Origin of the sequence: Pseudomonas paraveronii (assembly GCF_963681955.1) — a bacterium.
In the GTDB taxonomy this organism is placed as follows: Bacteria; Pseudomonadota; Gammaproteobacteria; order Pseudomonadales; family Pseudomonadaceae; genus Aquipseudomonas; species Aquipseudomonas paraveronii.
In genome coordinates, this window is record NZ_OY817130.1 from 5794811 (window position 1) to 5820383 (window position 25573).

Genomic DNA, 25573 nt, shown 5'->3' on the forward strand with positions numbered 1-25573 from the left:
CCGATTTCTTTCTACAGATTCACCACCGCGCAACTCCCCACCCTCGCAATGCCCGTCTACACTCGAAACATTCCCCGTGCCATAACGAGACCGTTATGCCCAGATTGCCGACTGTGCTGTTGCTGTCGCTGCTGACCTGGACCGCAACGGCTGGCGCCTTGACTCTCACGGAGGATGAGCGTGGCTGGTTGGCGGACCATCAGGAGCTGCGCCTGGGGGTGGATGCCTCCTGGCCCCCGTTCGAATACCGCGACGAGAATGGTCGCTACCAAGGCTTGGCGGCGGATTACGTGCGCCTGATCCAGGACCGCCTGGGCGTCAGGATCAAGCTGATCGAGCCGGTGAACTGGAGCGCCGTCCTCGAACAGGCCCGCAATAACCAGCTCGACCTGCTGCCGGGCATCATGTCCACCCCCGAGCGCCAGGCTTATATGGCGTTCACGCGGCCATACCTGGACTTCCCCATCGTCATCCTCGCCCATGAAGGCGGTGCGCAACCGCGCAACCTGAAGGACCTCTACGGGCTCAAGATTGCCGTGGTGGAAAACTACGCGCCCCATGAATTGCTGCGCACGCACCACCCCGACCTCAACCTGGTGGCCATGCCAAATGTGAGTTCGACCCTGCAAGCGCTGGCCACTGATGAAGTGGACGCGGTGGTCGGCGACCTGGCTTCGAGCGTGTGGAGCCTGCGCCAGCTCAAGCTCGATGGCTTGTACGTCAGCGGGGAAACGCCCTACCGCTACCAACTGGCAATGGGCGTGCCTCGTGACAACAAAATACTGGTGGGCATTCTGGACAAGGTCCTTGCCGACCTCAGCCCGGACGAAACGCAAGCGATCCAGCAACACTGGGTCGGCAGCCTCACCGATCACCACACGTTCTGGACGGATCTGCTGATGTATGGCCTGCCCACGGTGCTGCTGTTGAGCACCGTATTGGTCATCGTGATTAGGATCAATCGTCGGCTCAGTTCGGAAATTTCCCGGCGCGTCGCCCTCGAGCAGGAGTTGCGCAGCAGCGAATATCACTATCGCGGCCTGGTGGAAAGCCTGTCCGCCATTGCCTGGGAGGCCAGCATTGCCGACTTCACCTACAGCTACGTGTCGCCGCATGCCGAAGAATTACTCGGTTACCCCCGCGCCCATTGGCTGATTCCGGGCTTCTGGCGCAACATCATTCACCCCGCCGACCTGACGCGTACCGAAGCCTATTGCTACCGCGAAACCCGCGCCAACCGTGATCACAGCGTGGATTACCGGGTGATCACCGCCGACGGCCGGTGCCTGTGGGTACGCGACATTGTCAGCCTGATCGAACACGGTCATGAACCGGTGCTGCGCGGCTTGATGATCGATATCAGCGACGCCAAGCGCACTGAAGAGGCGCTGCAGTTGTCTGAGCAAAAGTTTGCCTCGGTGTTCCAACAGTGCCCCGACATCCTGGTGATCGCACGGATGTCCGATGGCTGCCTGCTGGAGGTCAACAAAGCGTTTGAGGACCAAGTGGGCCTGAAGGCCGAGGACGTAATCGGCAAAACCGCTACCGAGCTGAATATCTGGGGTATCCCGGGCATCGGCCCGGACCTGTTGCAACGGGTGCAGACCACCAGCATCCGCAACCTGGAAATGCCCTTCCTGCGCAGCAACGGTCAAGCCTTTACCGGGCTGATTTCCGCCGAGCCATTCCAGCTCGACACCACCGAAGCCTTGGTAGTGGTGGTGCGGGACATCAGCGAGCTCAAGGAAACCCAGCAACAACTGCAAACGTCCGAAGAAAAATTCGCCAAGGCTTTCCACGCCTCGCCCGACGGTTTACTGCTGAGCCGTCAGAGCGACGGCCTGCTGATCGAAGTCAACGAGGGGTTTAGCCGTATTACCGGCTTCCCCGCCGCAACCTCCCTTGACCAGTCGACCCTGGACCTGGGCATCTGGGTCGATCTCAACGAACGTAAACGCATGCTGGAGCTGCTGCAACGCGACGGGTCTGTCCGCGACTTCATCTGCCATATCCGCCGCAGCGACGGGCAGATTCGGCTCTGCGAGGTGTCCAGCAGCCCGCTGCCCATCGGCGATGACGATTGCATGCTGACCATCGCCCGGGATATCACCGAGCGCCAACAGATGCAGGAAAAACTGCAACAGGCCGCCACCGTCTTCGAAAGCACCGCCGAAGGCGTGTTGATCACCGACACCCGGCAAAACATCAGCGCCGTGAACCGCGCCTTCAGCGAGATCACCGGCTACAGCGAAGCCGAAGCCCTTGGCCACACCCCGCGCCTGCTCGCCTCCGGCCTGCATGACAGCGCGTTCTATGCCGCGATGTGGTACCAGTTGACCACTCACGGGCATTGGCAAGGCGAGATCTCCAACCGCCGCAAGAACGGCGAGGTCTACCCCAGTTGGCTGACCATCAGCGCCGTGCGCAACCGCGACCAGGCGATCACGCACTTCGTCGCGGTGTTTGCCGACATCTCCAGCCTGAAACACGCCCAGGCGCGCCTCGACTACCAGGCCCATCACGACCCGCTGACCGGCCTGCCCAACCGCACCCTGTTTGAAAACCGGCTACAAGCCGCGCTCACCAATCAACAGGAGAGCGGCCACCAGGGCGCCGTGCTGTTCCTCGACCTGGACCGCTTCAAACACATCAACGACAGCCTCGGCCACCCGATTGGCGATCTGCTGCTCCAGAACATCGCCGTGCGCCTCAAGGAGCAACTGCGCGACATCGACACCGTCGCCCGCCTGGGCGGCGACGAATTCATCATCCTCCTGCCCGGCCTGCAACAAGCCAGCGACGCCCAGTACCTGGCCAATAAACTGCTGGCCTGCTTCACCCCGCCATTCCAGGCGGGCGAACACGAGTTTTTTATCAGCGCCAGCATCGGCACCAGCCTGTACCCCCAGGACGGCACGGACGTCGCCACCCTGGTCAAAAACGCCGACGCCGCGATGTACCGTTCCAAAGCCAAGGGGCGCAACCGCGTGGAAGGCTACACCCGCGACCTCACCGCCCAGGCCAAAGAACGCGTGGCCCTCGAACACGAACTGCGCCGGGCGATCGAGCGCGATGAGTTGAGCCTGTATTACCAGCCCAAACTGAGCCTGAAGACCCAGCAACTGATCGGCGCCGAAGCGCTGATCCGCTGGCACCACCCGACCTTCGGCGACGTGCCGCCCGAACACTTCATCGCCCTGGCCGAAGAGAACGGCATGATCCTGCAAATCGGCGATTGGGTCCTGGAACAGGCCTGCCAACAAATGCACGCCTGGCAAACCGCCTTCGAGCACTTCGGCCCGCTGTCAGTCAACCTCGCCGGCGCACAACTGCGCCAGCCCAACCTGCTGTCACGCATCGAACAGTTACTGCGCGACTACCGTCTCGAACCGGGCTGCCTGCAACTGGAGATCACCGAAAACTTCATCATGAGCCAGGCCGAAGAAGCGCTGGACGTGCTGCACCAGCTCAAACACCTTGGCGTACAACTGGCGATCGATGATTTCGGCACCGGCTATTCATCCCTCAGCTACCTCAAGCGCCTGCCGCTGGACTTCCTGAAAATCGACCAATCCTTCATCCGCGGCCTGCCCGACGACCCCCACGACGTGGCGATCGTGCGCGCCATCATTGCCCTGGGCCACAGCATGCAATTCACCATCATCGCCGAAGGCGTGGAGACCCCCGCACAACAAACCTTCCTCGCCGCCGAAGGCTGCGAACAGATGCAAGGCTACATCGTCAGCCTGCCCCTGCCACCGGAGCTTTTTGCCACGACGTTTCTTCGTATGAAGGTTCAGGATTTTTCGGATAGCACAGTGGAGAAACCATCGCTATAATCCGCGACCTGTTAAGGGCCTATAGCTCAGTTGGTCAGAGCAGAGGACTCATAATCCTTTGGTCCACGGTTCAAGTCCGTGTGGGCCCACCAAACAAGAAAGCCGCGCATTGCGCGGCTTTTGCGTTTCTGGAGGGGACTGCCACAGGGACAGCTCGAGCACTTATGCGCTACGCCATCCAAGATGAAACGCCCCAGACGTTCACAATTGGATATCCGACGCATTGGAAGACACCTCAACCCAATAGCTAAAAAATGAATTAGGATGGAAGTGATACAGTGGCGCAAATTGAAATAGCTAGGCTCTCCAAGTATATATACGAACCTACTGAAACTGTCGCCATGTTCCAAGACGCCAGCTTGAGCCAATGGGGAATTACGCCAAAAATAAAGTTTTAGCAGATGACATCCAGATACACCACAAAAGAATTACGACAACGGTACAAGATAAGGACCAAGGATGAAGCTGAATCATTACACATCACTCACACTTGCAAGAGGCATATTTACCAGAGGCTTTATAGCTGGTAATTATTATACGGAGCATAACGGCCTTCTTGACTCGGTGGTCGTATGGCTTACGAACAGCATGGATGCTAGTGGACATGGTTTACCTGATGGATCGGACTTCAGTGAAGCCCAAATAGAAGTAATGCTAAGGCGAGGTGAGAAGCCAAAAAACAACACCAGCCATAATAAAAGAGCGATCAAAATCGTTGTCGACACTGACCGGCTTAAAAAATTCAATAAAAAGAAACCTAACGCCGGGGGCTTAATTTCTTTTCTAGACTTTAGTAAATATCTTAATGAGTCGCCTAGTTTCGGTAAATCTTTAGGCGCTCGCGGCCTATTCCCGGAGCGTATAGACTTATCTAAAACAGAAATCATCAAAATGGCGCAAGGCTTGAAAACAAAGGAAAACACATGGTATGTCCATGTAGGGCCTATCGAACCTTCATGTATTTCAGCTGTAGAGGGGCTGGCTGAGGGTGTATACACGCCATTTGATTTCGAGATGCATGGGCGTCCAGAGCTGTTGAAATCTGGTATTCATCCAACGCCTGCTGAGTTATCAAACGAGCTAAGCAATCTTTGGGGTGACAGTAAGCCGTTCGAAATCCCAATGGTGAGTTGCTTCTGCGCCAATCCTGATGAAGCAGCAAATGTTGGATTCGATTACAAAGGAAATCGCTGGGACATCTACTTAGACAGTTTGGCAATTAAGAAGGTACATATCGGACACCTTCCTGAAAACCTACAAGACTACTTAGACTTTGTCTCTCGAAATAAATCTACATTCGAAGGCTTATGGAAGGAAGCCGTAGAATCTTACTATCGATACTACCCAAAATAGAGAAGCTTTACATTTAGCCTGCCAAGTGTGCTACTCAAGCAATAGCTGCTTGAGTAGCAGAAAGTTCTTTGGCCCGGCATTCTCACGTGTTCGATGCTCGCCTTCGGTCCAAATGCGGCTCCGGTGTCGGCAATGATACCTCAAGCTGGCGAGCACTCTATAGATGTCCAGTTTCATTAGACCACTACAGTCTGGCGTCGGAGGTCCAAACGGCTTTTCATCACGCAGACAATTCACGCAACGCTGCCGTCGCTAAAAAACCTGACCGTGAAGCATAGCGATGATCTTTTTGTACGCGCTCATCAATACGATGTAACAACTGCTCCGGCAAAGAAGCATTGAACCGCACGGACTTGCCTAAATATGGCGTCAGATCAAAATCGACTATAACCCATACACCACCGGAAAAATTCGGGTTATCCAGGTGAGCATCGACCTCTTGGGCTTGTGGAAGCTCTTCTTGATCAGCAAGCCCCCCTTCAAGATGCAGTGCCAAGGCTTCGCGAACATTGTCCAACGCTTACGAAAAAGAGCCTCCCGCCGAGAAGCATCCAGGTACGTCCGGGACGGTCACGCTGTAATCCGAGCCAGAATCTTTATGTACTACTACTGGAAATTTCATTGTTCCTCCTCTGAATGATCCTTCGGAAATCATTCATTTCATCAGCCTGACTTATCATTTAAGACCTGCTGATCTAAAAATTGTGGGTCGTGAAGTGCTCTGAGTTTAGCCTTGCTCCCGGCGATGAAAAGACCACGCAAGCCTGTAACATATGCCCCCCCATCCGTCCGCACCGGAGCTGCCCTTGCCTGTCCTCGATGAAATCGACCGCCAACTGATCGCCGCGCTGCAGATCAACGCCCGCGAGAGCGTGGCCATGCTGGCCAGGCAGTTGGGTATTGCGCGAACTACGGTGACGTCGCGCCTGGCACGCCTGGAGAAAACCCAGGTGATTACCGGTTATGGCGTGCGTCTCGGCCAGCGTGTGGTGGACGGCGGTTTGCAGGCGTATGTCGGTATCACCGTGCAGGCGCGTTCGGGTAAGGATGTGCTGCGCAGGCTCAGTGCGATGGCCCAGGTTCAGCAACTGTGCGCGGTGAGCGGCGAGTTCGATTACGTGGCATGGCTGCGCACCGATTCGCCGGAGCAGCTCGATCAATTGCTGGACCAGATCGGCAGCGTCGATGGCGTGGAAAAAACCACCACGTCGATCATCCTCAGTAACAAACTCGATCGCAGACAACCAATCTGACCACCAACCTCGTCATTTTGACTAAAAACAATCCAATTCGACGACACTTTGCGTCTTATTTACGAACGCTACGCTCCCTAAACTGGCTGCCATCTTTTCCTATACTCAGCGGGCACGTCCCGCGAGCCGCTAGTAAGGTCAGCCATGAGCATTCCGTCCAGCAGCATCAGCAAGACCAATCGCCACCCCGCCGACGGTAAGAAACCCATCACCATCTTCGGCCCGGATTTTCCGTTCGCGTTTGATGACTGGATCGAGCACCCCGCCGGCCTGGGCAGTATTCCGGCCGTCAACCACGGCGCCGAAGTGGCGATCGTCGGCGCCGGGATTGCCGGCCTGGTGGCCGCCTATGAGCTGATGAAGCTGGGCCTCAAGCCCGTGGTGTACGAGGCCTCGAAGATGGGCGGGCGCTTGCGCTCCCAGGCGTTTGAAGGCGCCGAAGGCATCATCGCCGAACTGGGCGGGATGCGTTTCCCGGTGTCGTCCACCGCGTTCTACCACTATGTCGACAAGCTCGGCCTGGACACCAAACCCTTCCCCAACCCGCTGACCCCGGCTTCCGGCAGCACGGTCATCGACCTGGAAGGCCAGACCCACTACGCACAAAAACTATCCGACTTGCCTGCGCTGTTCCAGGAAGTGGCTGACGCCTGGGCCGACGCCCTGGAAGCCGGCTCGCAGTTCGGCGATATCCAGCAAGCCATCCGCGACCGCGACGTACCACGCCTCAAAGCGCTGTGGAACAAACTCGTGCCGCTGTGGGACGACCGCACCTTCTACGACTTCGTCGCCACCTCCAAGGCCTTCGCCAAGTTGTCGTTCCATCACCGCGAAGTGTTCGGCCAGGTCGGCTTCGGCACTGGCGGCTGGGACTCGGACTTTCCCAACTCCATGCTGGAAATCTTCCGCGTGGTGATGACCAACTGCGACGACCATCAACACCTGGTGGTCGGCGGCGTGGCACAGGTGCCCATGGGTATCTGGCGCCATGTGCCGGAGCGCTGCGCCCACTGGCCGGCGGGCACCAGCCTGAGTTCGTTGCACAGCGGCGCGCCACGGGCCGGGGTCAAGCGCATTGCCCACGCGGCCGGCGGCCGTTTCGCCGTGACCGACAACTACGGCGATACCCGCGAATACGCCGCCGTGCTGACCACCTGCCAAAGCTGGCTGCTGACCACCCAGATCGAATGCGACGAAACCCTGTTCTCGCAAAAAATGTGGATGGCCCTGGATCGCACCCGCTACATGCAATCGTCGAAGACCTTCGTGATGGTCGACCGCCCGTTCTGGAAAGACAAAGACCCGGAAACCGGCCGCGACCTGATGAGCATGACCCTCACCGATCGCCTGACCCGTGGCACTTACCTGTTCGACAACGGCGACGACAAGCCGGGCGTGATCTGCCTGTCGTACTCGTGGATGAGCGATGCGCTGAAAATGCTCCCGCAGCCCATCGATAAACGCGTGAAGCTGGCCCTCGACGCGCTGAACAAGATCTACCCGAAGGTCGACATCAAGGCGCGCATCATCGGCGACCCGATCACCGTGTCCTGGGAAGCCGACCCGCATTTCCTCGGGGCTTTCAAAGGTGCATTGCCCGGTCACTATCGCTACAACCAGCGGATGTACGCGCACTTCATGCAGAAGGACATGCCCGCCGAGCAACGTGGGATTTTTATCGCCGGCGATGACGTATCCTGGACACCCGCCTGGGTCGAAGGCGCCGTGCAAACCTCGTTGAACGCCGTCTGGGGCATCATGACCCACTTCGGCGGCCACACTCACCCAGAGAACCCGGGGCCGGGTGATGTGTTCGATGAAATCGGGCCGATTGCCCTGGCCGATTAAGGAGCCAAGCCATGCGTGTCGCCCTGTACCAATGCCCACCGCTGCCGCTGGATGTGGCCGGCAACCTCAAGCGCCTGCACCGCCTCGTGCACGAGGCGTCCGGCGCCGACGTGCTGGTGCTGCCGGAGATGTTCCTCACCGGCTACAACATCGGCGCCGAAGCTGTCGGCGCATTGGCCGAAGCGCAGGATGGCGAGTCGGCGCAGACGATTGCCGAACTGGCGCAAAGTGCCGGGCTGGCGATCCTGTATGGCTACCCGGAACGCGCCGCGGACGGGCAGATCTATAACGCCGTGCAGTTGATCGACGCGCATGGCCAGCGCCTGTGCAACTACCGCAAGACGCACCTGTTTGGCGACCTCGATCATTCGATGTTCAGTGCCGGGGGTGATGATTTTCCGCTGGTGGAACTCAACGGCTGGAAACTGGGCGTGCTGATCTGTTACGACCTGGAGTTCCCGGAAAACACCCGACGCCTGGCCCTGGCCGGCGCCAATCTGATCCTGGTGCCCACCGCCAATATGGTGCCGTTCGACTTTGTCGCCGACGTCACCGTGCGGGCGCGGGCCTTTGAGAACCAGTGCTACGTGGCCTATGCCAACTACTGCGGGCATGAAGGCGAGATTCAGTATTGCGGGCAAAGCAGCATCGCCGCACCGGATGGTCAGCGAATCGCCCAGGCCGGCCTGGATGAAGCCTTGATCGTCGGCACGCTGGAACACCAATCGATTCTCGATGCCCGCACCGCCAACGACTACCTGCAAGACCGTCGCCCCGAACTCTACGGCACGCTGCACAAGCCCTGATCTGGAGGGTTTGCTAGCATAGGCACTTCCCTCGTATCGGAAGTGCCCATGCCTGCGCCGGCCCAGCCTCATCACCTTCACCTGACCCTGGCCAACGGCCTGCGGGTTACCCTGCGCCATGCACCGCGCTTAAAGCGCTGCGCCGCTGTGTTACGGGTGGCGGCCGGCAGCCATGACGTGCCGTTGGCGTGGCCTGGCCTGGCGCACTTTCTGGAGCACTTATTGTTTCTTGGCACTGAGCGTTTTCCGACCGAAGAAGGGCTGATGACCTACGTGCAGCGTCACGGTGGCCAGATCAATGCCAGCACCCGCGAGCGCACCACGGATTTCTTCTTTGAACTGCCGCTGCCGACCTTCGCCGACGGGCTCGAACGCCTGGCCGATATGCTGACCCATCCGCGCCTGGCGCTGGACGATCAACTGCGCGAGCGCGAAGTGCTGCACGCGGAATTTGTCGCCTGGTCCCAAGACGCCAACGCACAACAACAGGTCGCGCTGCTGGAAAACCTGGCGGCCGATCATCCGCTTCGGGGCTTCCATGCGGGCAATCGCGACAGCCTACCGGTGGAGCGTCAGGCATTTCAGCAAGCGTTGCGGGATTTCCACCAACACTTCTACCCGTCGGGGCAAATGACGTTGAGCCTGGCCGGCCCGCAACCGCTGGAAGAACTGGAACGCTTGGCGCGGCGCTTCAGTGAGCAACTGCGCGCCGGCCCGCGGCAGCCGCAGGCGGCCCCGCCGGCGCTGCTGCCCGCTCATACGCAGCATTTCCAACACAGCGCCAACGGCCATCTGCATCACGTCATCAGCGTCGACGCCCCCAAGGAAGCCCTGGATTTCCTCTGTCTCTGGCTCAACGCCTCGGCGCCGGGCGGGCTGCGCGCGGAACTGCAAGCGCGCCAACTGGCCAGCACCCTGCAGGCGTCCGTGCTTTACCACTTCGGCGGGCAAGCGTTACTGGATCTCGACTTTACCCTCGGCGCGCAAAGCGACGCGGCGACGCAGATCGAAGCACTGTTGTACGACTGGCTGAGCTTTTTCGCACACAGCGACTGGACTTCTCTGCGCGAGGAATTCGCCCTGCTCAACGTGCGTCAACAGCAGATCCAAGGCGCCCTCGCATTGGCGAGGCATGACAGCGAAGAACTCGAAGCGTGCTTGTCGGAGCACCACGTTGCCGCCCTCAAGGCCCTGCTCGACGCCCTGCCGCTGCAAGCCTGCCGACATGCGTGGCAACTGCCGCCCAACAATCCGTTCCTGCGCCCACCCGTAAAGGACGAGCGCGCCGGCCTGATTCGCGGCCAGACCAGTGCCCATCGGGGCCTGCGCACCTTTGCCCAGGACCGCTCCCGGGGGCGGCGAGAGCTGTCGGCGTTGTCGTTCAGCCCGGCGTTGGCCGACGACCATGATGAAGGCGCGCTCTACCTGCGTTGGCGGCTTGATTGCCCGCTCCCAACGGCGCTGGAAAACGCCCTGCAGCCGTTGCGCGAAAATGCCCGCCAGGCCGGTGTCGACTTATCCTTCGATTCGATCGGCAATGACTGGCTTGTGAAAATGGTCGGTCTGCACCAGCCCATGCCGGCGATACTCGATGAACTCGCACGCAGCCTGAACCCGCCCGAAAATGCTCTGCGGTCGGACCCTGCTGCCACACCGCTGATTGCCATTCGGCAGTTGCTCAAGGCGTTGCCCGCGTGCTGTGCCGGCGTGCAGCCGAACACCCAAGCACCCTCGATGGCGTGGACACGCGCACGCTGGGAAGGCATGGGCATTGGGCTGCCCGCCCACTGCGAAGCGGCGCTCAAATCTGCTGCCGCCCGCTTGCCTGGGCAACCGGACACGCTCGAAGGCGAATTCGCCAGCCTCAGCGGCCAGCGTCTATGGCATGAGATTAATACCGCTGCTCACGACGCAGCGTTGCTGCTGTTCTGCCCGACGCCGACGCAGTCCCTGGCAGATGAAGCCGCGTGGCGCCTGCTGGCGCACCTGCTCCAAGGGCCGTTCTACCAACGTGTGCGGGTAGAGCTGCAAATCGGCTACGCGGTGTTCAGCGGTATCCGACAAATCAACGGGCAAACCGGCCTGCTGTTTGGCGTGCAATCCCCCAGTGTTTCCCTTGAAGGGATCATGGAGCACCTGCGGACTTTCCTCGCACAATTGCCAACATTGATCGACGCCAGCGACAACCTCGGCCACCCGGCGTTGGTGCAACAATTCACCGCGCAGGCGCTGCCCATCGCCCAGGCCGCCGAATTGTTGTGGCAGGCGCGCCTGGCCGGCCATCCGTCGGATTATCTCGCGCGGCTTCAACACGCAATCCAAGCCCTTAGCCGGGAGGACTTGCAACGCGCCGCCCAACAGTTACAGGACGCTGCAGGTGGCTGGCACTGTATCGCCAACGGCCCGCGCATTAGCGATGGTTGGCAATCGGCGGGCTGATCATTGCCGCCCCTGCAATAGGCTTTTTCCACCAAGACAGCGCTAACTTTTAAAAAAATGCGTAATATTCCTACGAGCACATCTGAACATCTCCGATTGGAGGTGGACTATATGTATTACTTGGTAGTAAACGTCCCATCCCTTCGTAGGAGTAAGAATATGACTTGGTCCAAACCTGCTTACACTGATCTGCGCATCGGTTTCGAAGTCACTATGTACTTCGCCAGCCGCTGATTGGCTGGGTAATACAACGCCTCGGCCCGTCCGGGGCGTTTTTGTTTTCAGCTTTGCTTGATGGAGCGCCCATGTTTGTCCAGATTCTAGGTTCCGCCGCCGGCGGCGGCTTCCCGCAGTGGAACTGCAACTGCGCGAACTGCGCAGGCTTTCGTGATGGCAGCCTGCGAGCTCAGGCGCGTACCCAGTCATCCATCGCGATTTCCGACGATGGCGTGAACTGGGTGCTGTGCAATGCCTCGCCGGATATCCGCGCACAACTGCAGGGCTTCGCGCCGATGCAACCCGGCCGCGCCCTGCGCGACACCGGCATCAGCGCGATCATCCTGATGGACAGCCAGATCGACCACACCACCGGCCTGCTGAGCCTGCGCGAAGGTTGCCCGCACCAGGTGTGGTGTACCGACATGGTCCATGAAGACCTCAGCAGCGGTTTCCCGCTGTTCACCATGCTCACCCATTGGAATGGCGGCCTGGCCTGGAACCGCATCGAGCTGGACGCCAGCTTCACCATCCCGGCCTGCCCCAACCTGCGTTTCACCCCGCTGCCGCTGCGCAGTGCCGCACCTCCGTATTCGCCGCACCGCTTCGACCCGCACCCCGGCGACAATATCGGCCTGATCGTCGAAGACCTGCGCACCGGCGGTAAACTGTTCTACGCCCCGGGCCTGGGCAAGGTTGACGCGCCGTTGCTGGACATCATGGCCGGCAGCGACTGCCTGCTGGTGGACGGCACCATGTGGGACGATGATGAAATGCAGCGCCGTGGCGTCGGCACCCGCACCGGCCGCGAGATGGGCCACCTGTCGCAGAACGGCCCCGGCGGCATGCTCGAAGTGCTGGAACACCTGCCGAAGCAGCGCAAGGTCCTTATCCACATCAACAACACCAACCCGATCCTCGATGAAGATTCTCCCGAGCGAGCCGAGCTGGTGCGGCGCAATGTCGAAGTGGCTTACGATGGCATGAGCATTGAACTGTAGGAGCGAGCTTGCTCGCGAAAAACGCAAGAACACCGCAGATATTCAGGGTGCACGCGTCACCGTTAACGACCTTCGCGAGCAAGCTCGCTCCCACAGGAGACCCATATGACTGATATACCGATGAGCACCGATGCATTTGAAAAAGCCCTGCGGGCCAAGGGCGCCTTCTACCATATCCATCACCCGTACCACGTGGCGATGTATGAAGGCCGCGCCACCCGCGAGCAGATCCAGGGCTGGGTCGCGAACCGTTTCTACTATCAGGTGAACATTCCGCTGAAGGATGCCGCGATCCTGGCTAACTGCCCGGACCGCGAAATCCGTCGCGAGTGGATTCAGCGCCTGCTCGACCATGATGGCGCCCCCGGCGAAGACGGCGGCATCGAAGCCTGGCTGCGCCTGGGCCAGGCCGTCGGCCTCGATCCGGACCAACTGCGCTCCCAGGAACTGGTGCTGCCCGGCGTGCGCTTTGCGGTGGACGCCTACGTCAACTTCGCCCGCCGTGCGCGCTGGCAGGAAGCCGCCAGCAGTTCGCTGACCGAACTGTTCGCGCCGCAGATCCACCAATCGCGCCTCGACAGCTGGCCGCAGCATTACCCGTGGATCGACCCCACCGGCTATGAGTATTTCCGCACGCGCCTGGGCCAGGCCCGCCGCGATGTCGAACATGGCCTGGCGATCACCCTGCAGCACTACACCACCCGTGAAGGCCAGGAGCGCATGCTGGAAATTCTGCAGTTCAAACTGGACATCCTGTGGAGCATGCTCGATGCCATGAGCATGGCCTACGAACTGAATCGCCCGCCGTATCACAGCGTGACCGAGCAGCGGGTCTGGCATAAAGGGATCACCCTATGAGCTTTGATCGCAGCAGGACACCGGTCTGGCGCCAGGGCTATCGCTTCCAGTACGAGCCTGCGCAAAAAGGCCATGTGCTGCTCTACCCGGAAGGCATGATCAAGCTCAACGACAGCGCCGCGTTGATTGGCGGGTTGATCGACGGTGAGCGCAACGTCACGGCGATCATTGCCGCGCTGGATAAACAATTCCCGGGTGTGCCTGAGCTCGGTGACGACATCGAGCAATTCATGGAGGTCGCCCGTGCTCAGCACTGGATCACGCTTGCCTGAACAACCGGCCATCGGTCTGCCGCTGTGGCTGCTCGCCGAGCTGACCTATCGCTGCCCGCTGCAGTGCCCGTATTGCTCCAACCCGCTGGATTTCGCCGAGCAGGGCAAGGAGCTGAGCACCGAGCAGTGGATCAAGGTGTTTCGCGAAGCACGCGAGATGGGCGCCGCGCAGTTGGGCTTTTCCGGCGGTGAGCCGCTGGTGCGCCAGGACCTCGCCGAACTGATTGCCGAAGCGCGCAAACTGGGCTTCTACACCAACCTGATCACTTCCGGCATCGGCTTGACCGAGCAGAAGATCAGCGATTTCAAAAAGGCGGGGCTGGACCATATCCAGATCAGCTTCCAGGCCAGCGACGAACAGGTCAACAACCTGCTGGCCGGCTCGAAAAAGGCCTTCGCACAAAAGCTCGAAATGGCTCGCGCGGTGAAGGCCCACGGCTATCCGATGGTGCTGAACTTCGTCACCCATCGGCACAATATCGACAAGATCGACCGCATCATCGAGCTGTGCATTGCACTGGAGGCGGACTTTGTCGAACTCGCCACCTGCCAGTTCTACGGCTGGGCGCAGCTCAATCGTGTGGGGTTGTTGCCGACCCAGGAACAGCTGGTGCGCGCCGAACGTATCACCAACGAATACCGCGCCAAGCTCGAAGCCGAAGGGCACCCGTGCAAGCTGATTTTCGTCACCCCGGATTACTACGAAGAACGCCCGAAAGCCTGCATGAACGGCTGGGGCAGTATCTTTCTGACCGTCACTCCGGATGGAACCGCCCTGCCCTGCCACGGTGCCCGACAGATGCCGGTGCAATTTCCCAATGTGCGTGACCACAGCATGCAGCACATCTGGTACGACTCCTTCGGTTTCAACCGCTTTCGCGGCTACGACTGGATGCCCGAACCGTGCCGCTCATGCGATGAAAAGGAAAAGGACTTCGGCGGCTGCCGTTGCCAGGCGTTCATGCTGACCGGCGATGCGAGCAACGCTGACCCGGTGTGCAGCAAATCCGAGCACCACGGCATTATCCTTCAAGCCCGGGAAGACGCCGAACACGCCACCCAGACCATCGAGCAACTGGCCTTTCGCAATGAGCGCAACTCCCGGCTCATCGCAAAAGGCTGAGGGCCTCAGCGCTTGGCGATGATGTACACCGCGTGGATGATGCCTGGGAAGTAACCGCACAAGGTCAGCAGAATATTCAGCCAGAACGCGCCGGCGAAACCCACTTGCAGGAACACACCCAGTGGCGGCAACAGAATGGCGATGATGATGCGAATGATGTCCATGGGGTCAGCTCCTGAAAATCGGCTCGTGTGAGCCGTCTAGCTAATCGACCTTGGACGTTCGTGAGGGTTCAGTGGGATCTGGCACTGCGGCCATCCTTCTCTGAACAAAAAAAAACGCCCCCAGCCAAAACAAACAGGCTGGGGGCGCCGCGTATACCGCGAGACGGTTCAGGAATTAGGGGTCAAACGGCGATGCCCTTGCGGCATTGCACCTGTGCGGTACGCACCCGGGAAAAAGCGTGAGTCAGGCGCAGGAGCATTTCGTCGATGTCGCTTTTGCTCACCGTTAGGGCCGGGGTGAAGCGCAGGCAGTTGGGTTGCGGGGCGTTGAGGATCAGTCCTTCGTCCAGAGCGGCTTTTACCACCGCGTCTGCAGAATCATCCGACAACGTCAGTCCCCACATCAGGCCGTGGCCGCGCAATTGACCGTGGCCATAGCGGTAAGCCAGGCGGGCAAGGCCTTCGCCGAGGTAGCAACCAGATTCTCGTACATGTTCGAAGAAACCGTGCCCCAGCACGGTATCGAGTACCGCCACCCCGGCCGAGGCCATCAGCGCATTGCCATGATGGGTGCCTTCCAGCTCACCGACTTCGAAGCAACAGGCTTTGCCGCGCGCCAGCAGTGCCGCCAGCGGCACACCACCGCCCAGGCCTTTGCCGAGCGCAATGATGTCGGCGCGCACACCGTATTGTTCTTCGGCAAGCAAGGTGCCGCAACGGCCGATACCGGTTTGCACTTCATCGAGGATCAGCAGAATACCCAGCTCGCGGCACAGTCGCTCGACACCCTTGAGGTAATGCTCGGTCGCGAGGATAACGCCGGCTTCGCTCTGGATCGGCTCCAGCATGATGGCAACGGTTTGCGCGTCAACGGCCGCGTGCAGCGCCGCCAGATCGTTGAGCGGGACGTGGCTGAAGCCCGGCAGCTGCGGTTCAAAGCGGTTTTCGCGGCTGCTCGCCGAAGCCGACATCGCCGCAAAGCTGCGCCCATGGCAACCGTTGCTGGCGCTGATGATGCGATAAGCGCCACCGCGATACAGCTGGCCCCACTTGCGCGCCAGTTTGATCGCCGCTTCGCAGGCTTCCGCGCCGCTGTTGAGCAAATACGCCTGGTCGCTGCCGGTGCGGTGGCACAGGCGGTCGACGAGGTTGAGTTGGGGGCGGTTATGCAAGCCGTGACCGGGATTGATCAGCGCATAGGCCTGGTCGGCCAGGGCCCTGATCAATACCTGCGGGCTGTGGCCGAGGCTGTTGGCCGCGCAGCCCTGGCTGAAGTCCAGATAGGCGCGATCATCGCTGTCCCACAACCAGGAACCCTGGCCGCGCACGAAAACCTGCGGGGGGCGCGCTACGGTAGGCATCAAGCATTCACTGGGAAAATCTTCGCCGCAAGCATCCAGGATCAGGTCATCCAGACTGGCCGCCGAGCGGCGCAAATTGAACAGATTCACACTTTTCCTCCCATGGCAACCACGCCGTGGTCGGTGAACCCCGCAAAACCTACCTGGAGGTTTTTTGCCTTGCCTATGCAAACACCATCAACATAAACGCTAATCATCGCCCGATCTGGCCCTGTAAGCCTTGTGGATAGGCGCTAGACTAGGCGTCTCGGGGGCCAACGGCCATTTCGATTTTCCAGCTTTTTCGATAAGAATTACTTATGGATTTTAAGCAACTGCGTTATTTCGTCGCGGTGTATGAGGAAGGCCACGTAGGCCGTGCCGCTGGGCGTCTGTCGATCTCCCAACCGGCGCTGTCACAGCAGATCCGCCAGTTGGAGCAAAACCTCGATGTGAGCCTGTTCGAGCGCAGCAGCAAGCGCCTGCTGCCGACCCTCGCAGCCCATACGTTATACAACCACGCCTTGCCGTTGATCGATGGCATGCAGCAAGCCGTAGAGGCATTGCGCAACTTCAAGGGCCAGGCATTGCGCACCTTGGCCATCGGCGTGCTGCAAACCGTACACACCAGCCTGGTGCCGCAAATGCTCGAGCGCGTGCGCAAGGCCCAGCCGCACTTGGTGGTGCAAATCTACGAACTGACCGGGATTGAAATTGAACGGCGCCTGCTCAACGGCTCGCTGGACATCGGCATCAGTTACCTGCCGCCCCGCCAGCCGGGGTTGCACGGCGTGCTGCTGTATGAAGATGAGCTGAAGGTGGTCATCCCGGAGGATCACCCCCTGCGTGAATTCAAGAAAGTCTCCCTGACACAAGCGGCCGAGTTGCCGATGTTACTGCTGGGGGAGGAGTTTCAGATCAGACAGATCTGGCAGAGCCAGTTGTCCAACCTCGGGCGGCGCCCGCAGGTGCAGGCGGAGTTGAATACCATGGTGGGGATTCTCGACAGCCTGCCTCATACCAAATTGGCCACGGTGCTACCGGGACGCTCCCAGGACGAACACAACAGCAAGGCGCTGCTGTGGAAACCCTTGAGTGAACCCAGGGTGCCACTGAAAGTCGGGTTGGTGTGCCGCGATGTGCAGCGCCAGCAAGCGACGTTGGCGTTGCTGCGCACCTTGCTGGAGGACGTGATGAATGCCCCGCAGGTGCCGGCCTGACTTTTTCGCGGGCAAAAGAAAACCCCGCCGAGGCGGGGTTTTGCAGACTGTTTCCCTGACATCCATTTCACTCCGCCATCCTGGCAGAATCCTACGTGTCCGTGTTGTTGCTTTGCGCTTCCTGCGCGACGTCCATGTGAAGTAGATTATCCGTGGATCCAATTTGGCGATAGAGGACGATTAGCAGCACGTCATGTAAGAGAATGCTTACAAAGCCTCTACACCCTTAGAACAGGGACTCATCCAACAAAAACAGCGATTCGCTACCGGCTTTTACAGACGCACTCAACGAGTGAATACGCGGCAGCAGACGGGCAAAGTAGAAGCGTGCAGTGCCCAACTTGCTGGCGTAGAAGTCTTCCTCGGCCTCTTTACCCAGCGCCGCCTTGGCCATCATTGCCCACATGTAGGCGTAGGCCATGTATCCGAATGCATGCAAATACTCCACCGAGGCCGCACCGATTTCATTCGGGTTGCTCTTGGCGCGATCCAGCACCCAGGCCGTCAATTCATCCAGGCTATCCACTGCGGCGTTGAGCGGCGTGGTGAACTCGGCCAGCTCCGCGCCTGCGGTGGCGGTGAACTGGCGGATCTCATCAGCGAACAAGGTGTAGAACGCACCGCCACTGCCGACGATCTTGCGTCCCATCAGGTCCAGAGCCTGAATGCCGTTGGTGCCTTCGTAGATCTGGGTGATGCGCACATCACGCACCAATTGCTCCTGGCCCCACTCGCGGATGTAACCGTGGCCGCCAAAGACTTGTTGGCCGAGCACCGTGGTTTCCAGGCCCAGATCGCTCAGAAACGCCTTGGCCACCGGGGTCAGCAAGGCCACCAGGTTATCCGCGCGCTCGCGGGCGGCGGCATCTTCGCTGAACTTGGCGATATCCAGCTGCATCGCCACATACGTGGAGAATGCACGGCCGCCTTCGTTCGACGCCTTCATGGTCAGCAGCATGCGACGCACGTCGGGGTGGACGATGATCGGGTCGGCGACTTTATCCTTGGCCTGCGCGCCGGTCGGCGCACGGCTCTGCAGACGGTCGCGCGCGTATTCAATCGCGTTCTGGTAGGACCGCTCACCGGACGCCAGGCCTTGGATACCCACGCCCAGGCGCTCGTAGTTCATCATGGTGAACATCGCCGCCAGACCACGGTTAGGCTCACCCACCAGGTAACCCACGGCTTGGTCAAAGTTCATCACGCAGGTCGCCGAGGCCTGAATCCCCATCTTGTGTTCGATGGAGCCACAGCTCACCGGGTTACGCGCGCCCAGGCTGCCGTCGGCATTGACCATGAACTTCGGCACCAGGAACAACGAGATGCCCTTGGGACCGGCCGGGGCATCCGGCAGTTTGGCCAGCACCAGGTGGATGATGTTCTCGGTGAGGTCGTGTTCGCCGCCAGTGATGAAGATCTTGGTGCCGCTGATGGTGTAGGAACCGTCCGCCTGAGGCTCGGCCTTGGTGCGGATAATGCCCAGATCGGTGCCGGCATGGGCCTCGGTCAGGCACATGGAACCGGCCCACTTGCCGGAGTACATATTCGGCAGGTAGGTTGCCTTGAGCGCTTCACTGGCGTGGGTGTTGATCGATACGCAGGCGCCGGAGGTCAGCATCGGGTACAGGCCGAAGGCCAGGCTCGACGAGTTGATCATCTCTTCAACCTGCGCCGACACCGCCTTGGGCATGCCCATGCCGCCAAAGGCCGGATCACCGCCTACGCCCACCCAGCCGCCTTCGGCGTAGGTGGTGTAGGCCTGTGGAAAGCCGTCCGGGGTGCTGACAACCGTGTCTGCCCAGCGGCAGCCCTGTTCATCGCCGCTGCGGCTGAGCGGGGCGATGGATTTGGCGGTGACTTTGCCCGCCTCTTCGAGGATTGCCTCAACGGTTTCGGCGTCGACCGTGTCTGCCAATGCCGGCAATTGGGCCCAAAGTGTGGCGACCTCAAAAACTTCGTTGAGGACGAAGCGCATATCACGCAGCGGCGCTTTGTAATCAGCCATGGCAAACCTCGTGAGAACGTGAAAAGTGATTCGATAGGGTCGGTTTTACAGGCGCCGAGTGTACCCGAACAACTTTTCAGACACATAGGGTCCACTTGTGACCGCTTGGTATTTTTAGGTCATCACAAGCCAAATGCTTCCGCAGGCAGACTCATCAGGCACTCGCTGCCCGCCTCCACGGCGGCCCGGTGGGTGGCGGTGCGTGGCAATAAGCGCTTGAAGTAGAAGTCGCAGGTGGCCAGCTTGGCCTTGGCAAACTCGGCATCATCATGCGTCTGCGCCGCGATCGCCATGCGCAGCCACAGATAGGCGAGGATGATGTAGCCGCTGTACATCAAGTAGTCCACCGCGGCAGCGCCCACTTCGTCAGGGTTTTTCATCGCGGCCATGCCGACCTTGGTCGTCAGCTCACCCCATTGCTGGTTCAGTTGATCGAGTTGCGCCACATATGCCTTGAGCTGCGCATGCTCGGCATTCGCCTCGCAGAACTTATGCACAATCCGCGTAAAACCGCGCAGCAGCTTGCCCTGGCTGCCCAACACCTTGCGCCCCAGCAAGTCGAGCGCCTGAATGCCGTTGGTGCCTTCGTAGATCGGCGCAATCCGGCAATCGCGCACCAACTGCTCCATGCCCCACTCGCGAATAAAACCATGGCCGCCGAACACCTGCATGCCGTGGTTGGTCACCTCCAGCCCGGTGTCGGTCATGAAGGCTTTGCAGATCGGCGTAAGGAACGCCAGCAGGTCTTCGGCTTCCTGGCGCTGGCCGGCGTCGCGGCTCAAGTGCGCGGTGTCGAGCAGTTGCGCGGTGAAATAGGTCAGCGCCCGGTTGCCTTCGTTGAACGCCTTCATGGTCAGCAGCATGCGCCGCACGTCGGGGTGGACGATGATCGGGTCGGCGGCTTTTTCCGGAGCCTTGGCGCCGGTCAGCGCGCGCATTTGCAAGCGGTCGTTGGCGTATTTGATCGCGCCCTGAAAGCTCGCTTCGCCATTGCACAGCCCTTGCATCCCGGTGCCGAGGCGCGCGTGGTTCATCATGGTGAACATGCAGTTGAGGCCTTTGTTCGCCTCGCCGATCAAAAAGCCCTTGGCGCCGTCGAAGTTCAGCACACAGGTGGCCGAGGCCTTGATCCCCATCTTGTGCTCGATGGAGCCGCAATGCACCGCGTTGCGCTCGCCCGAATCCGCATGGAACTTGGGCACGATAAACAGCGAGATGCCTTTGGTGCCAGCCGGGGCATCCGGCAGCTTGGCCAGCACCAGGTGGATGATGTTGGCGCTCAGGTCGTGCTCACCGGCGGAGATGAAGATCTTGCTGCCGCTGACCGCATAGCTGCCATCCGCCTGGGGCACGGCGCGGGTCTTGATCAGGCCCAGGTCGGTGCCGCAGTGGGCTTCGGTCAGGCACATGGTGCCGGTCCATTCGCCGGCGGTGAGTTTGCTCAGGTAGGTGGCTTTCTGCTCAGCGGTGCCGTGGGCGTGGATCGCCGACATCGCGCCGTGGGTCAGTCCCGGGTACATGCCCCAGGACGTGTTGCTGGAGCCGATCATCTCGCTGAGCACCAGCCCGAGGGATTGCGGCAAGCCTTGGCCACCGTAGGCCGGGTCAGCCGCCACGCCGTGCCAGCCGCCTTGCACATACTGGGCGAAGGCTTCCTTGAAGCCCTTGGGCGTGGTCACCACACCCTTGTCGAAATGGCAGCCTTCTTCATCGCCGCTGCGGTTGAGTGGCGCGAGCACGTTCTCGCAAAATTTCGCACCTTCTTCGAGGATCGCGCTGACCATGTCCGGGCTGGCGTCTGTCGCGCCGAGGGCGGCGTAGTGAGTGTGGAAATCAAACACATTGTCGATCAGAAAGCGCATGTCGCGCAGGGGAGCTTTGTACTCAGGCATGGCAATGTCTCCGGCAGCAGATGGTTTCAACCTACTGCCGGCCGCCGCCCCGAACAATCACTGTAGCGCCGCTGAATACAGCGCCATCACTCAACCGGCAGCACTCTGCGTGCGCACCGCGCCACGGCGGGTTTGCCCGGCCGCGACCACGCAGTTACGCCCGGCGCCCTTCGCGGCATACAGCGCCTGGTCGGCGGATTTGAGCACCTCTTCGGACGTGCGGTGCTCGGCCTGGCGCTCGGCCACGCCGATGCTGACGGTCACCGACACACTCGACGCGCCGCTGCCCGCGCGCCGCTGGCGGCCTTGCAGGTCATCCTGCGGGCGGTCCGGGTTGCGCAGCTTGATGTCGTAGTTGGCGATGATCTCGCGGATTTCTTCCAGGTGCGGCATGCACTCATCCAGGGTCTTGCCGGCAAACACCACGGCGAACTCTTCACCGCCATAACGGTAGGCGCGCCCGCCGCCATTGACCTTCGACAGCTTGCTGGCCACCAGGCGCAGCACCTGGTCCCCTACGTCGTGACCATGGGTGTCGTTGAAACGCTTGAAGTGGTCGACGTCGCTCATCGCCAGCACATAGTTGCGTCCCAGCCGCTGCATGCGCTCGTTGAGCGCGCGCCGCCCCGGCAGGCCGGTCAGCTCGTCGCGAAACGCCATCTGATACGCCTCGTGAGCCACTGCGGCGGCAATCATCAGCATCACCTGACTGCACATGATGTTCAGGGTGAACGGCAGGATAAACGTCTGCGGCAACATCCAGAACAGCCCGATCAGCCCGACCATCTGCGCCGCGTGCAACGGACGCGGTAGGTACCAGTACTGCGCCGCCAAGGTCAAAAAGCCGATCAGGAACATCGGGTATGACAGCTGGATCAGGCTCATCCAGGTGCCATGCAGCGCCGGCCAGCGAATTTCCGCGAGCCAGTTCAGCAGCGCCTGGGGATAACTTTGCTCCAGGGCCAACGCGACGCTGCCAATAGCCAGCAGCACCGCACAGCGCGCGACAAAATCACGGAACAAGTGGGTTTTTTCCTGCCACAGCGCATAGAGACTGAACAGCAGCGGCAGCAACAGGCAACACAAGTGGAACACCACGGCGGCGTCTTCGCGCACGCGGCCGTTGTCGCGGTAGAAGTCGGTCTGGGTATCGAGCAGGAAGTAGGCGATATACACCGTGATCATCAGGAACAGTTCACGCTGGCGACGATAGACCGCGCAATACGAACCGCCGAGCAACAGCACCAAGGTCGGCAACACGTTGAACAGCGAGGTGAAGAAGACGTTGAGATCTTTGACATACGCAGCCGAGAGCCCGGCCAGTAACAGCAGCAGTGAAGGTAGGAAATGACTGAAACGTAAAGCGGACGCGCGTGACAAGGGTAAAACTCCGACCCGCCAGGAATGATGGCACTGTGCCAAAGCCCAGACAGTTAAACATACCCTGCCCGGCCTGTATCACATTGCCATCACTGTAACGGCAGACCATCGCAATCCCTGAGCGCTGCGCTGTGTTTTTTATCGCGCAAAAAAAACCGTCGCCCCGAGAAGGAGCGACGGTTTTTCAAGTGGGCTCGGTGAGGCTTAGTAAGCCAGGCCGAAGTCCTCTTCTTTCATGTCCATCAGGTTGTTGGCGCCCGACAGCATGGTGACCACGTGAGTACGGGTACGCGGCAGGATGCGCTGGAAGTAGAAGCGTGCGGTCTGCAGCTTGGCGGTGTAGAACGCCGCTTCGCTGGTGCCGGCTGCCAGTTTCTCGGCCGCCAGGCGCGCCATGTCGGCCCAGAAGTAAGCCAGGCAGGCATAACCGGAGTACATCAGGTAGTCCACCGAAGCGGCACCGACTTCTTCACGGTCTTTCATCGCCGCCATGCCGACCTTCATGGTCAACTCGCCCCACTCTTTGTTCAGCGCAGCCAGCGGTGTCACGAACTCTTTGACCGCTTCGTTGGCTTCGTTGGCCTGGCAGAACTTGTGCACGATCTTGGTGAAGCCCTTGAGCGCTTCGCCTTGGGTCATCAGCACTTTACGGCCGAGCAGGTCCAGCGCCTGGATGCCGGTGGTGCCTTCGTACAGCATCGAAATGCGGCTGTCGCGCACGTTCTGCTCCATGCCCCACTCGGCGATGAAGCCGTGACCGCCGTAGATCTGCACGCCGTGGTTGGCGGATTCAAAACCGACTTCGGTCATGAACGCCTTGGCGATCGGGGTCATGAATGCCAGCAGGCCATCGGCCTGTTTCTTGGCTTCGTCGTCGGTGCCGTACTTGACGATGTCCACTTGCTTGGCGGTGAAGTACACCATCGCACGGTTACCTTCAGCGAAGGCTTTCATGGTCAGCAGCATGCGGCGCACGTCGGGGTGGACGATGATCGGGTCGGCGGCCTTGTCCGGCGCTTTCGGGCCAGTCAGGGAACGCATTTGCAGGCGGTCACGCGCATATTTCAGGCCGCCCTGGAAGCCGATTTCAGCGTGGGCCAGGCCTTGCAGCGCGGTGCCCAGGCGAGCGGTGTTCATAAAGGTGAACATGCAGTTCAGGCCTTTGTTCGCCGGGCCGATCAGGAAACCGGTGGCCGCGTCGAAGTTCATCACGCAGGTGGCGTTACCGTGGATGCCCATCTTGTGTTCCAGGGAACCACAGGTCACCGCGTTGCGCGCACCGATCGAGCCATCGGCGTTCGGCAGGAATTTGGGCACGATAAACAGCGAGATACCTTTGGTGCCAGCCGGTGCGTCCGGCAGGCGCGCCAGTACGATGTGGACGATGTTATCGGCCATGTCGTGTTCGCCGGCCGAGATGAAGATCTTGGTGCCGGAGACTTTATAAGTACCGTCGGCCTGAGGTTCGGCCTTGGTGCGCAGCATGCCCAGGTCGGTGCCGCAGTGTGGCTCGGTCAGGCACATGGTGCCGGTCCATTCGCCCGACACCAGTTTGGTCAGGTAGGCGTCTTGCTGCTCGGGGGTGCCGTGCTCGGAGATGGTGTTCATCGCACCATGGGACAGACCTGGATACATGCCCCACGACCAGTTGGCTTCGCCGACCATTTCGCTGACCGCCAGGCCCAGGGATTCCGGCAGGCCTTGGCCACCGTGCTCCACGTCGTGGGCCAGGCTCGGCCAGCCGCCTTCGACGAACTGTTTGTAGGCTTCTTTGAAACCAGCAGGGGTCTTAACGCCTGACTCGCTCCAGGTACACCCTTCGATGTCACCCACGCGGTTCAACGGTGCCAGTACTTGCTCACAGAACTTGGCGCCTTCCTCGAGAATGGCGTCAACCATGTCCGGAGTAGCGTCCTGGCAAGCCGGCAGGCTCTGATAGTGCGCTTCATAGCCGAGCAGTTCGTCACGAACGAAGCGAATATCACGCAAGGGGGCCTTGTAGTCAGGCATAGCGATAAACCTCTGCTGATGTATCTGGGATGAACAACCGCGTGGAATTTGTTGTTGCGGTCAAACAGGTGTTTGAAACATACGTTTACGACCTGGGGATGTCAAGCGTCGTCCCGCTGCCGTTTGTCATGACACGGCTCAACAGCGCGCACGAGAATGCCTGCGGCGAGGTGCCACAAGGGTTATCGGAAAAAAGAGGCGATGTAGGCGCGAGCGGTGTACCGGGTACACCGCATTGCCATAGGGGGGTCAGGCGAAAGTGTCGATCAACGTGCCGAGCATTTCATCGGAAGCCTTGGCGACTTTCGCGCCCAGCTCTACCTGAAATTTACCTTGGGCCATTTCGACCATATTGCTCGCCGAGTTGCTCGGCTGGGCGCGGTCATTGGCCTGCAGAAGGTCGCTCTGGGCCGCCGACGGCTGGGTAGTGGCGGCGCTGGCAATCCTGCCGGCGGCCTGGTCGACACGGCTCTGCCCGGACTGAATCGTGCTCAAGCCTGAATAAAACGCGCTGCTGCCAGAGATTTCCATGGCGTGGACCTGCTGAGAGAATC

Annotated in this window: 19 protein-coding genes, 1 tRNA gene and 1 pseudogene; 13 read left to right on the forward strand and 8 right to left on the reverse strand. The window is 60.2% G+C overall.

The genetic code is table 11. The annotated features are described in order from the left end of the window. Positions 1 to 95: 95 nt before the first annotated feature. From U5A08_RS26920 to U5A08_RS26930, 3 genes are all read left to right on the forward strand, one after another. Complete coding sequence (locus U5A08_RS26920) at positions 96 to 3839, forward strand: EAL domain-containing protein (protein ID WP_321849213.1); 3744 nt, start codon at positions 96 to 98, stop codon at positions 3837 to 3839. Positions 3840 to 3854: 15 nt separating this feature from the next. After that, positions 3855 to 3931 (forward strand) — tRNA-Ile (locus U5A08_RS26925). Between the two features lie 367 nt (positions 3932 to 4298). Further along, positions 4299 to 5192: a hypothetical protein gene (locus U5A08_RS26930; protein ID WP_321849214.1), complete on the forward strand. Its 894-nt coding sequence runs from the start codon at positions 4299 to 4301 to the stop codon at positions 5190 to 5192. Between the two features lie 220 nt (positions 5193 to 5412). Here U5A08_RS26930 and U5A08_RS26935 read toward each other — a convergent pair. Next, positions 5413 to 5814, reverse strand: a pseudogene (locus U5A08_RS26935) (type II toxin-antitoxin system HicB family antitoxin). 184 nt (positions 5815 to 5998) lie between these two features. Here U5A08_RS26935 and U5A08_RS26940 point away from each other — a divergent pair. The 9 genes from U5A08_RS26940 to pqqE all read left to right on the forward strand — a co-directional run bounded on the left by U5A08_RS26940 (position 5999) and on the right by pqqE (position 15008). Beyond that, complete coding sequence (locus U5A08_RS26940; protein ID WP_253399706.1) at positions 5999 to 6445, forward strand: Lrp/AsnC family transcriptional regulator; 447 nt, start codon at positions 5999 to 6001, stop codon at positions 6443 to 6445. Positions 6446 to 6610: 165 nt separating this feature from the next. Further along, complete coding sequence (locus tag U5A08_RS26945) at positions 6611 to 8293, forward strand: flavin monoamine oxidase family protein (RefSeq protein ID WP_253400449.1); 1683 nt, start codon at positions 6611 to 6613, stop codon at positions 8291 to 8293. An 11-nt stretch (positions 8294 to 8304) separates the two neighbouring features. Next, positions 8305 to 9099, forward strand: coding sequence for a carbon-nitrogen hydrolase family protein (locus U5A08_RS26950; protein ID WP_321849216.1), 795 nt, complete (start codon positions 8305 to 8307; stop codon positions 9097 to 9099). Positions 9100 to 9147: 48 nt separating this feature from the next. Then, positions 9148 to 11538, forward strand: coding sequence for a pyrroloquinoline quinone biosynthesis protein PqqF (pqqF, locus tag U5A08_RS26955; RefSeq protein WP_321849217.1), 2391 nt, complete (start codon positions 9148 to 9150; stop codon positions 11536 to 11538). 159 nt (positions 11539 to 11697) lie between these two features. Beyond that, positions 11698 to 11772 (forward strand): pyrroloquinoline quinone precursor peptide PqqA, encoded by a 75-nt coding sequence (gene pqqA, locus U5A08_RS26960; RefSeq protein ID WP_003194766.1) that lies wholly within the window; start codon positions 11698 to 11700, stop codon positions 11770 to 11772. Between the two features lie 71 nt (positions 11773 to 11843). Further along, positions 11844 to 12755, forward strand: a complete 912-nt coding sequence (gene pqqB, locus U5A08_RS26965; RefSeq protein WP_253399713.1) for a pyrroloquinoline quinone biosynthesis protein PqqB — start codon at positions 11844 to 11846, stop codon at positions 12753 to 12755. A gap of 105 nt (positions 12756 to 12860) precedes the next feature. Continuing rightward, a complete protein-coding gene (gene pqqC / locus U5A08_RS26970) occupies positions 12861 to 13613 on the forward strand; it encodes a pyrroloquinoline-quinone synthase PqqC (RefSeq protein ID WP_253399716.1) in 753 nt (250 codons plus the stop codon). Continuing rightward, positions 13610 to 13885, forward strand: a complete 276-nt coding sequence (pqqD, locus tag U5A08_RS26975; RefSeq protein ID WP_253399718.1) for a pyrroloquinoline quinone biosynthesis peptide chaperone PqqD — start codon at positions 13610 to 13612, stop codon at positions 13883 to 13885. Before pqqC ends, pqqD begins: the two co-directional genes overlap by 4 nt. After that, positions 13878 to 15008 carry a pyrroloquinoline quinone biosynthesis protein PqqE gene (gene pqqE / locus U5A08_RS26980; protein ID WP_282598688.1) on the forward strand — a complete coding sequence of 377 codons (1131 nt, stop codon included), beginning with the start codon at positions 13878 to 13880 and terminating at the stop codon, positions 15006 to 15008. Before pqqD ends, pqqE begins: the two co-directional genes overlap by 8 nt. Positions 15009 to 15013: 5 nt before the next feature. On the opposite strand, the gene U5A08_RS26985 is transcribed toward pqqE, so the two are convergent. Together U5A08_RS26985 and U5A08_RS26990 are read right to left on the reverse strand one after the other, a co-directional pair. After that, a complete protein-coding gene (locus tag U5A08_RS26985) occupies positions 15014 to 15172 on the reverse strand; it encodes a YqaE/Pmp3 family membrane protein (RefSeq protein ID WP_010207008.1) in 159 nt (52 codons plus the stop codon). A gap of 182 nt (positions 15173 to 15354) precedes the next feature. Beyond that, positions 15355 to 16623 (reverse strand): aspartate aminotransferase family protein, encoded by a 1269-nt coding sequence (locus tag U5A08_RS26990; protein WP_253399719.1) that lies wholly within the window; start codon positions 16621 to 16623, stop codon positions 15355 to 15357. Positions 16624 to 16832: 209 nt separating this feature from the next. Between U5A08_RS26990 and U5A08_RS26995 the strand changes: the two genes are divergently transcribed. After that, positions 16833 to 17732 (forward strand): LysR family transcriptional regulator, encoded by a 900-nt coding sequence (locus U5A08_RS26995; RefSeq protein ID WP_321849220.1) that lies wholly within the window; start codon positions 16833 to 16835, stop codon positions 17730 to 17732. 226 nt (positions 17733 to 17958) lie between these two features. Here U5A08_RS26995 and U5A08_RS27000 read toward each other — a convergent pair whose 3' ends face one another. The 5 genes from U5A08_RS27000 to U5A08_RS27020 all read right to left on the reverse strand — a co-directional run bounded on the left by U5A08_RS27000 (position 17959) and on the right by U5A08_RS27020 (position 25550). After that, positions 17959 to 19737, reverse strand: a complete 1779-nt coding sequence (locus U5A08_RS27000) for an acyl-CoA dehydrogenase C-terminal domain-containing protein (RefSeq protein WP_321849222.1) — start codon at positions 19735 to 19737, stop codon at positions 17959 to 17961. A gap of 122 nt (positions 19738 to 19859) precedes the next feature. Beyond that, on the reverse strand, positions 19860 to 21629 hold the full coding sequence (locus U5A08_RS27005; protein WP_321849224.1) for an acyl-CoA dehydrogenase C-terminal domain-containing protein: 1770 nt from the start codon (positions 21627 to 21629) through the stop codon (positions 19860 to 19862). A gap of 90 nt (positions 21630 to 21719) precedes the next feature. Next, a complete protein-coding gene (locus U5A08_RS27010) occupies positions 21720 to 23009 on the reverse strand; it encodes a GGDEF domain-containing protein (protein ID WP_253399723.1) in 1290 nt (429 codons plus the stop codon). Positions 23010 to 23213: 204 nt separating this feature from the next. After that, positions 23214 to 25019, reverse strand: a complete 1806-nt coding sequence (locus tag U5A08_RS27015; RefSeq protein WP_321849225.1) for a phenylacyl-CoA dehydrogenase — start codon at positions 25017 to 25019, stop codon at positions 23214 to 23216. Positions 25020 to 25268: 249 nt separating this feature from the next. Next, positions 25269 to 25550 carry a pyrroloquinoline quinone biosynthesis protein PqqE gene (locus U5A08_RS27020; protein ID WP_321849226.1) on the reverse strand — a complete coding sequence of 94 codons (282 nt, stop codon included), beginning with the start codon at positions 25548 to 25550 and terminating at the stop codon, positions 25269 to 25271. Positions 25551 to 25573 lie beyond the last annotated feature (23 nt).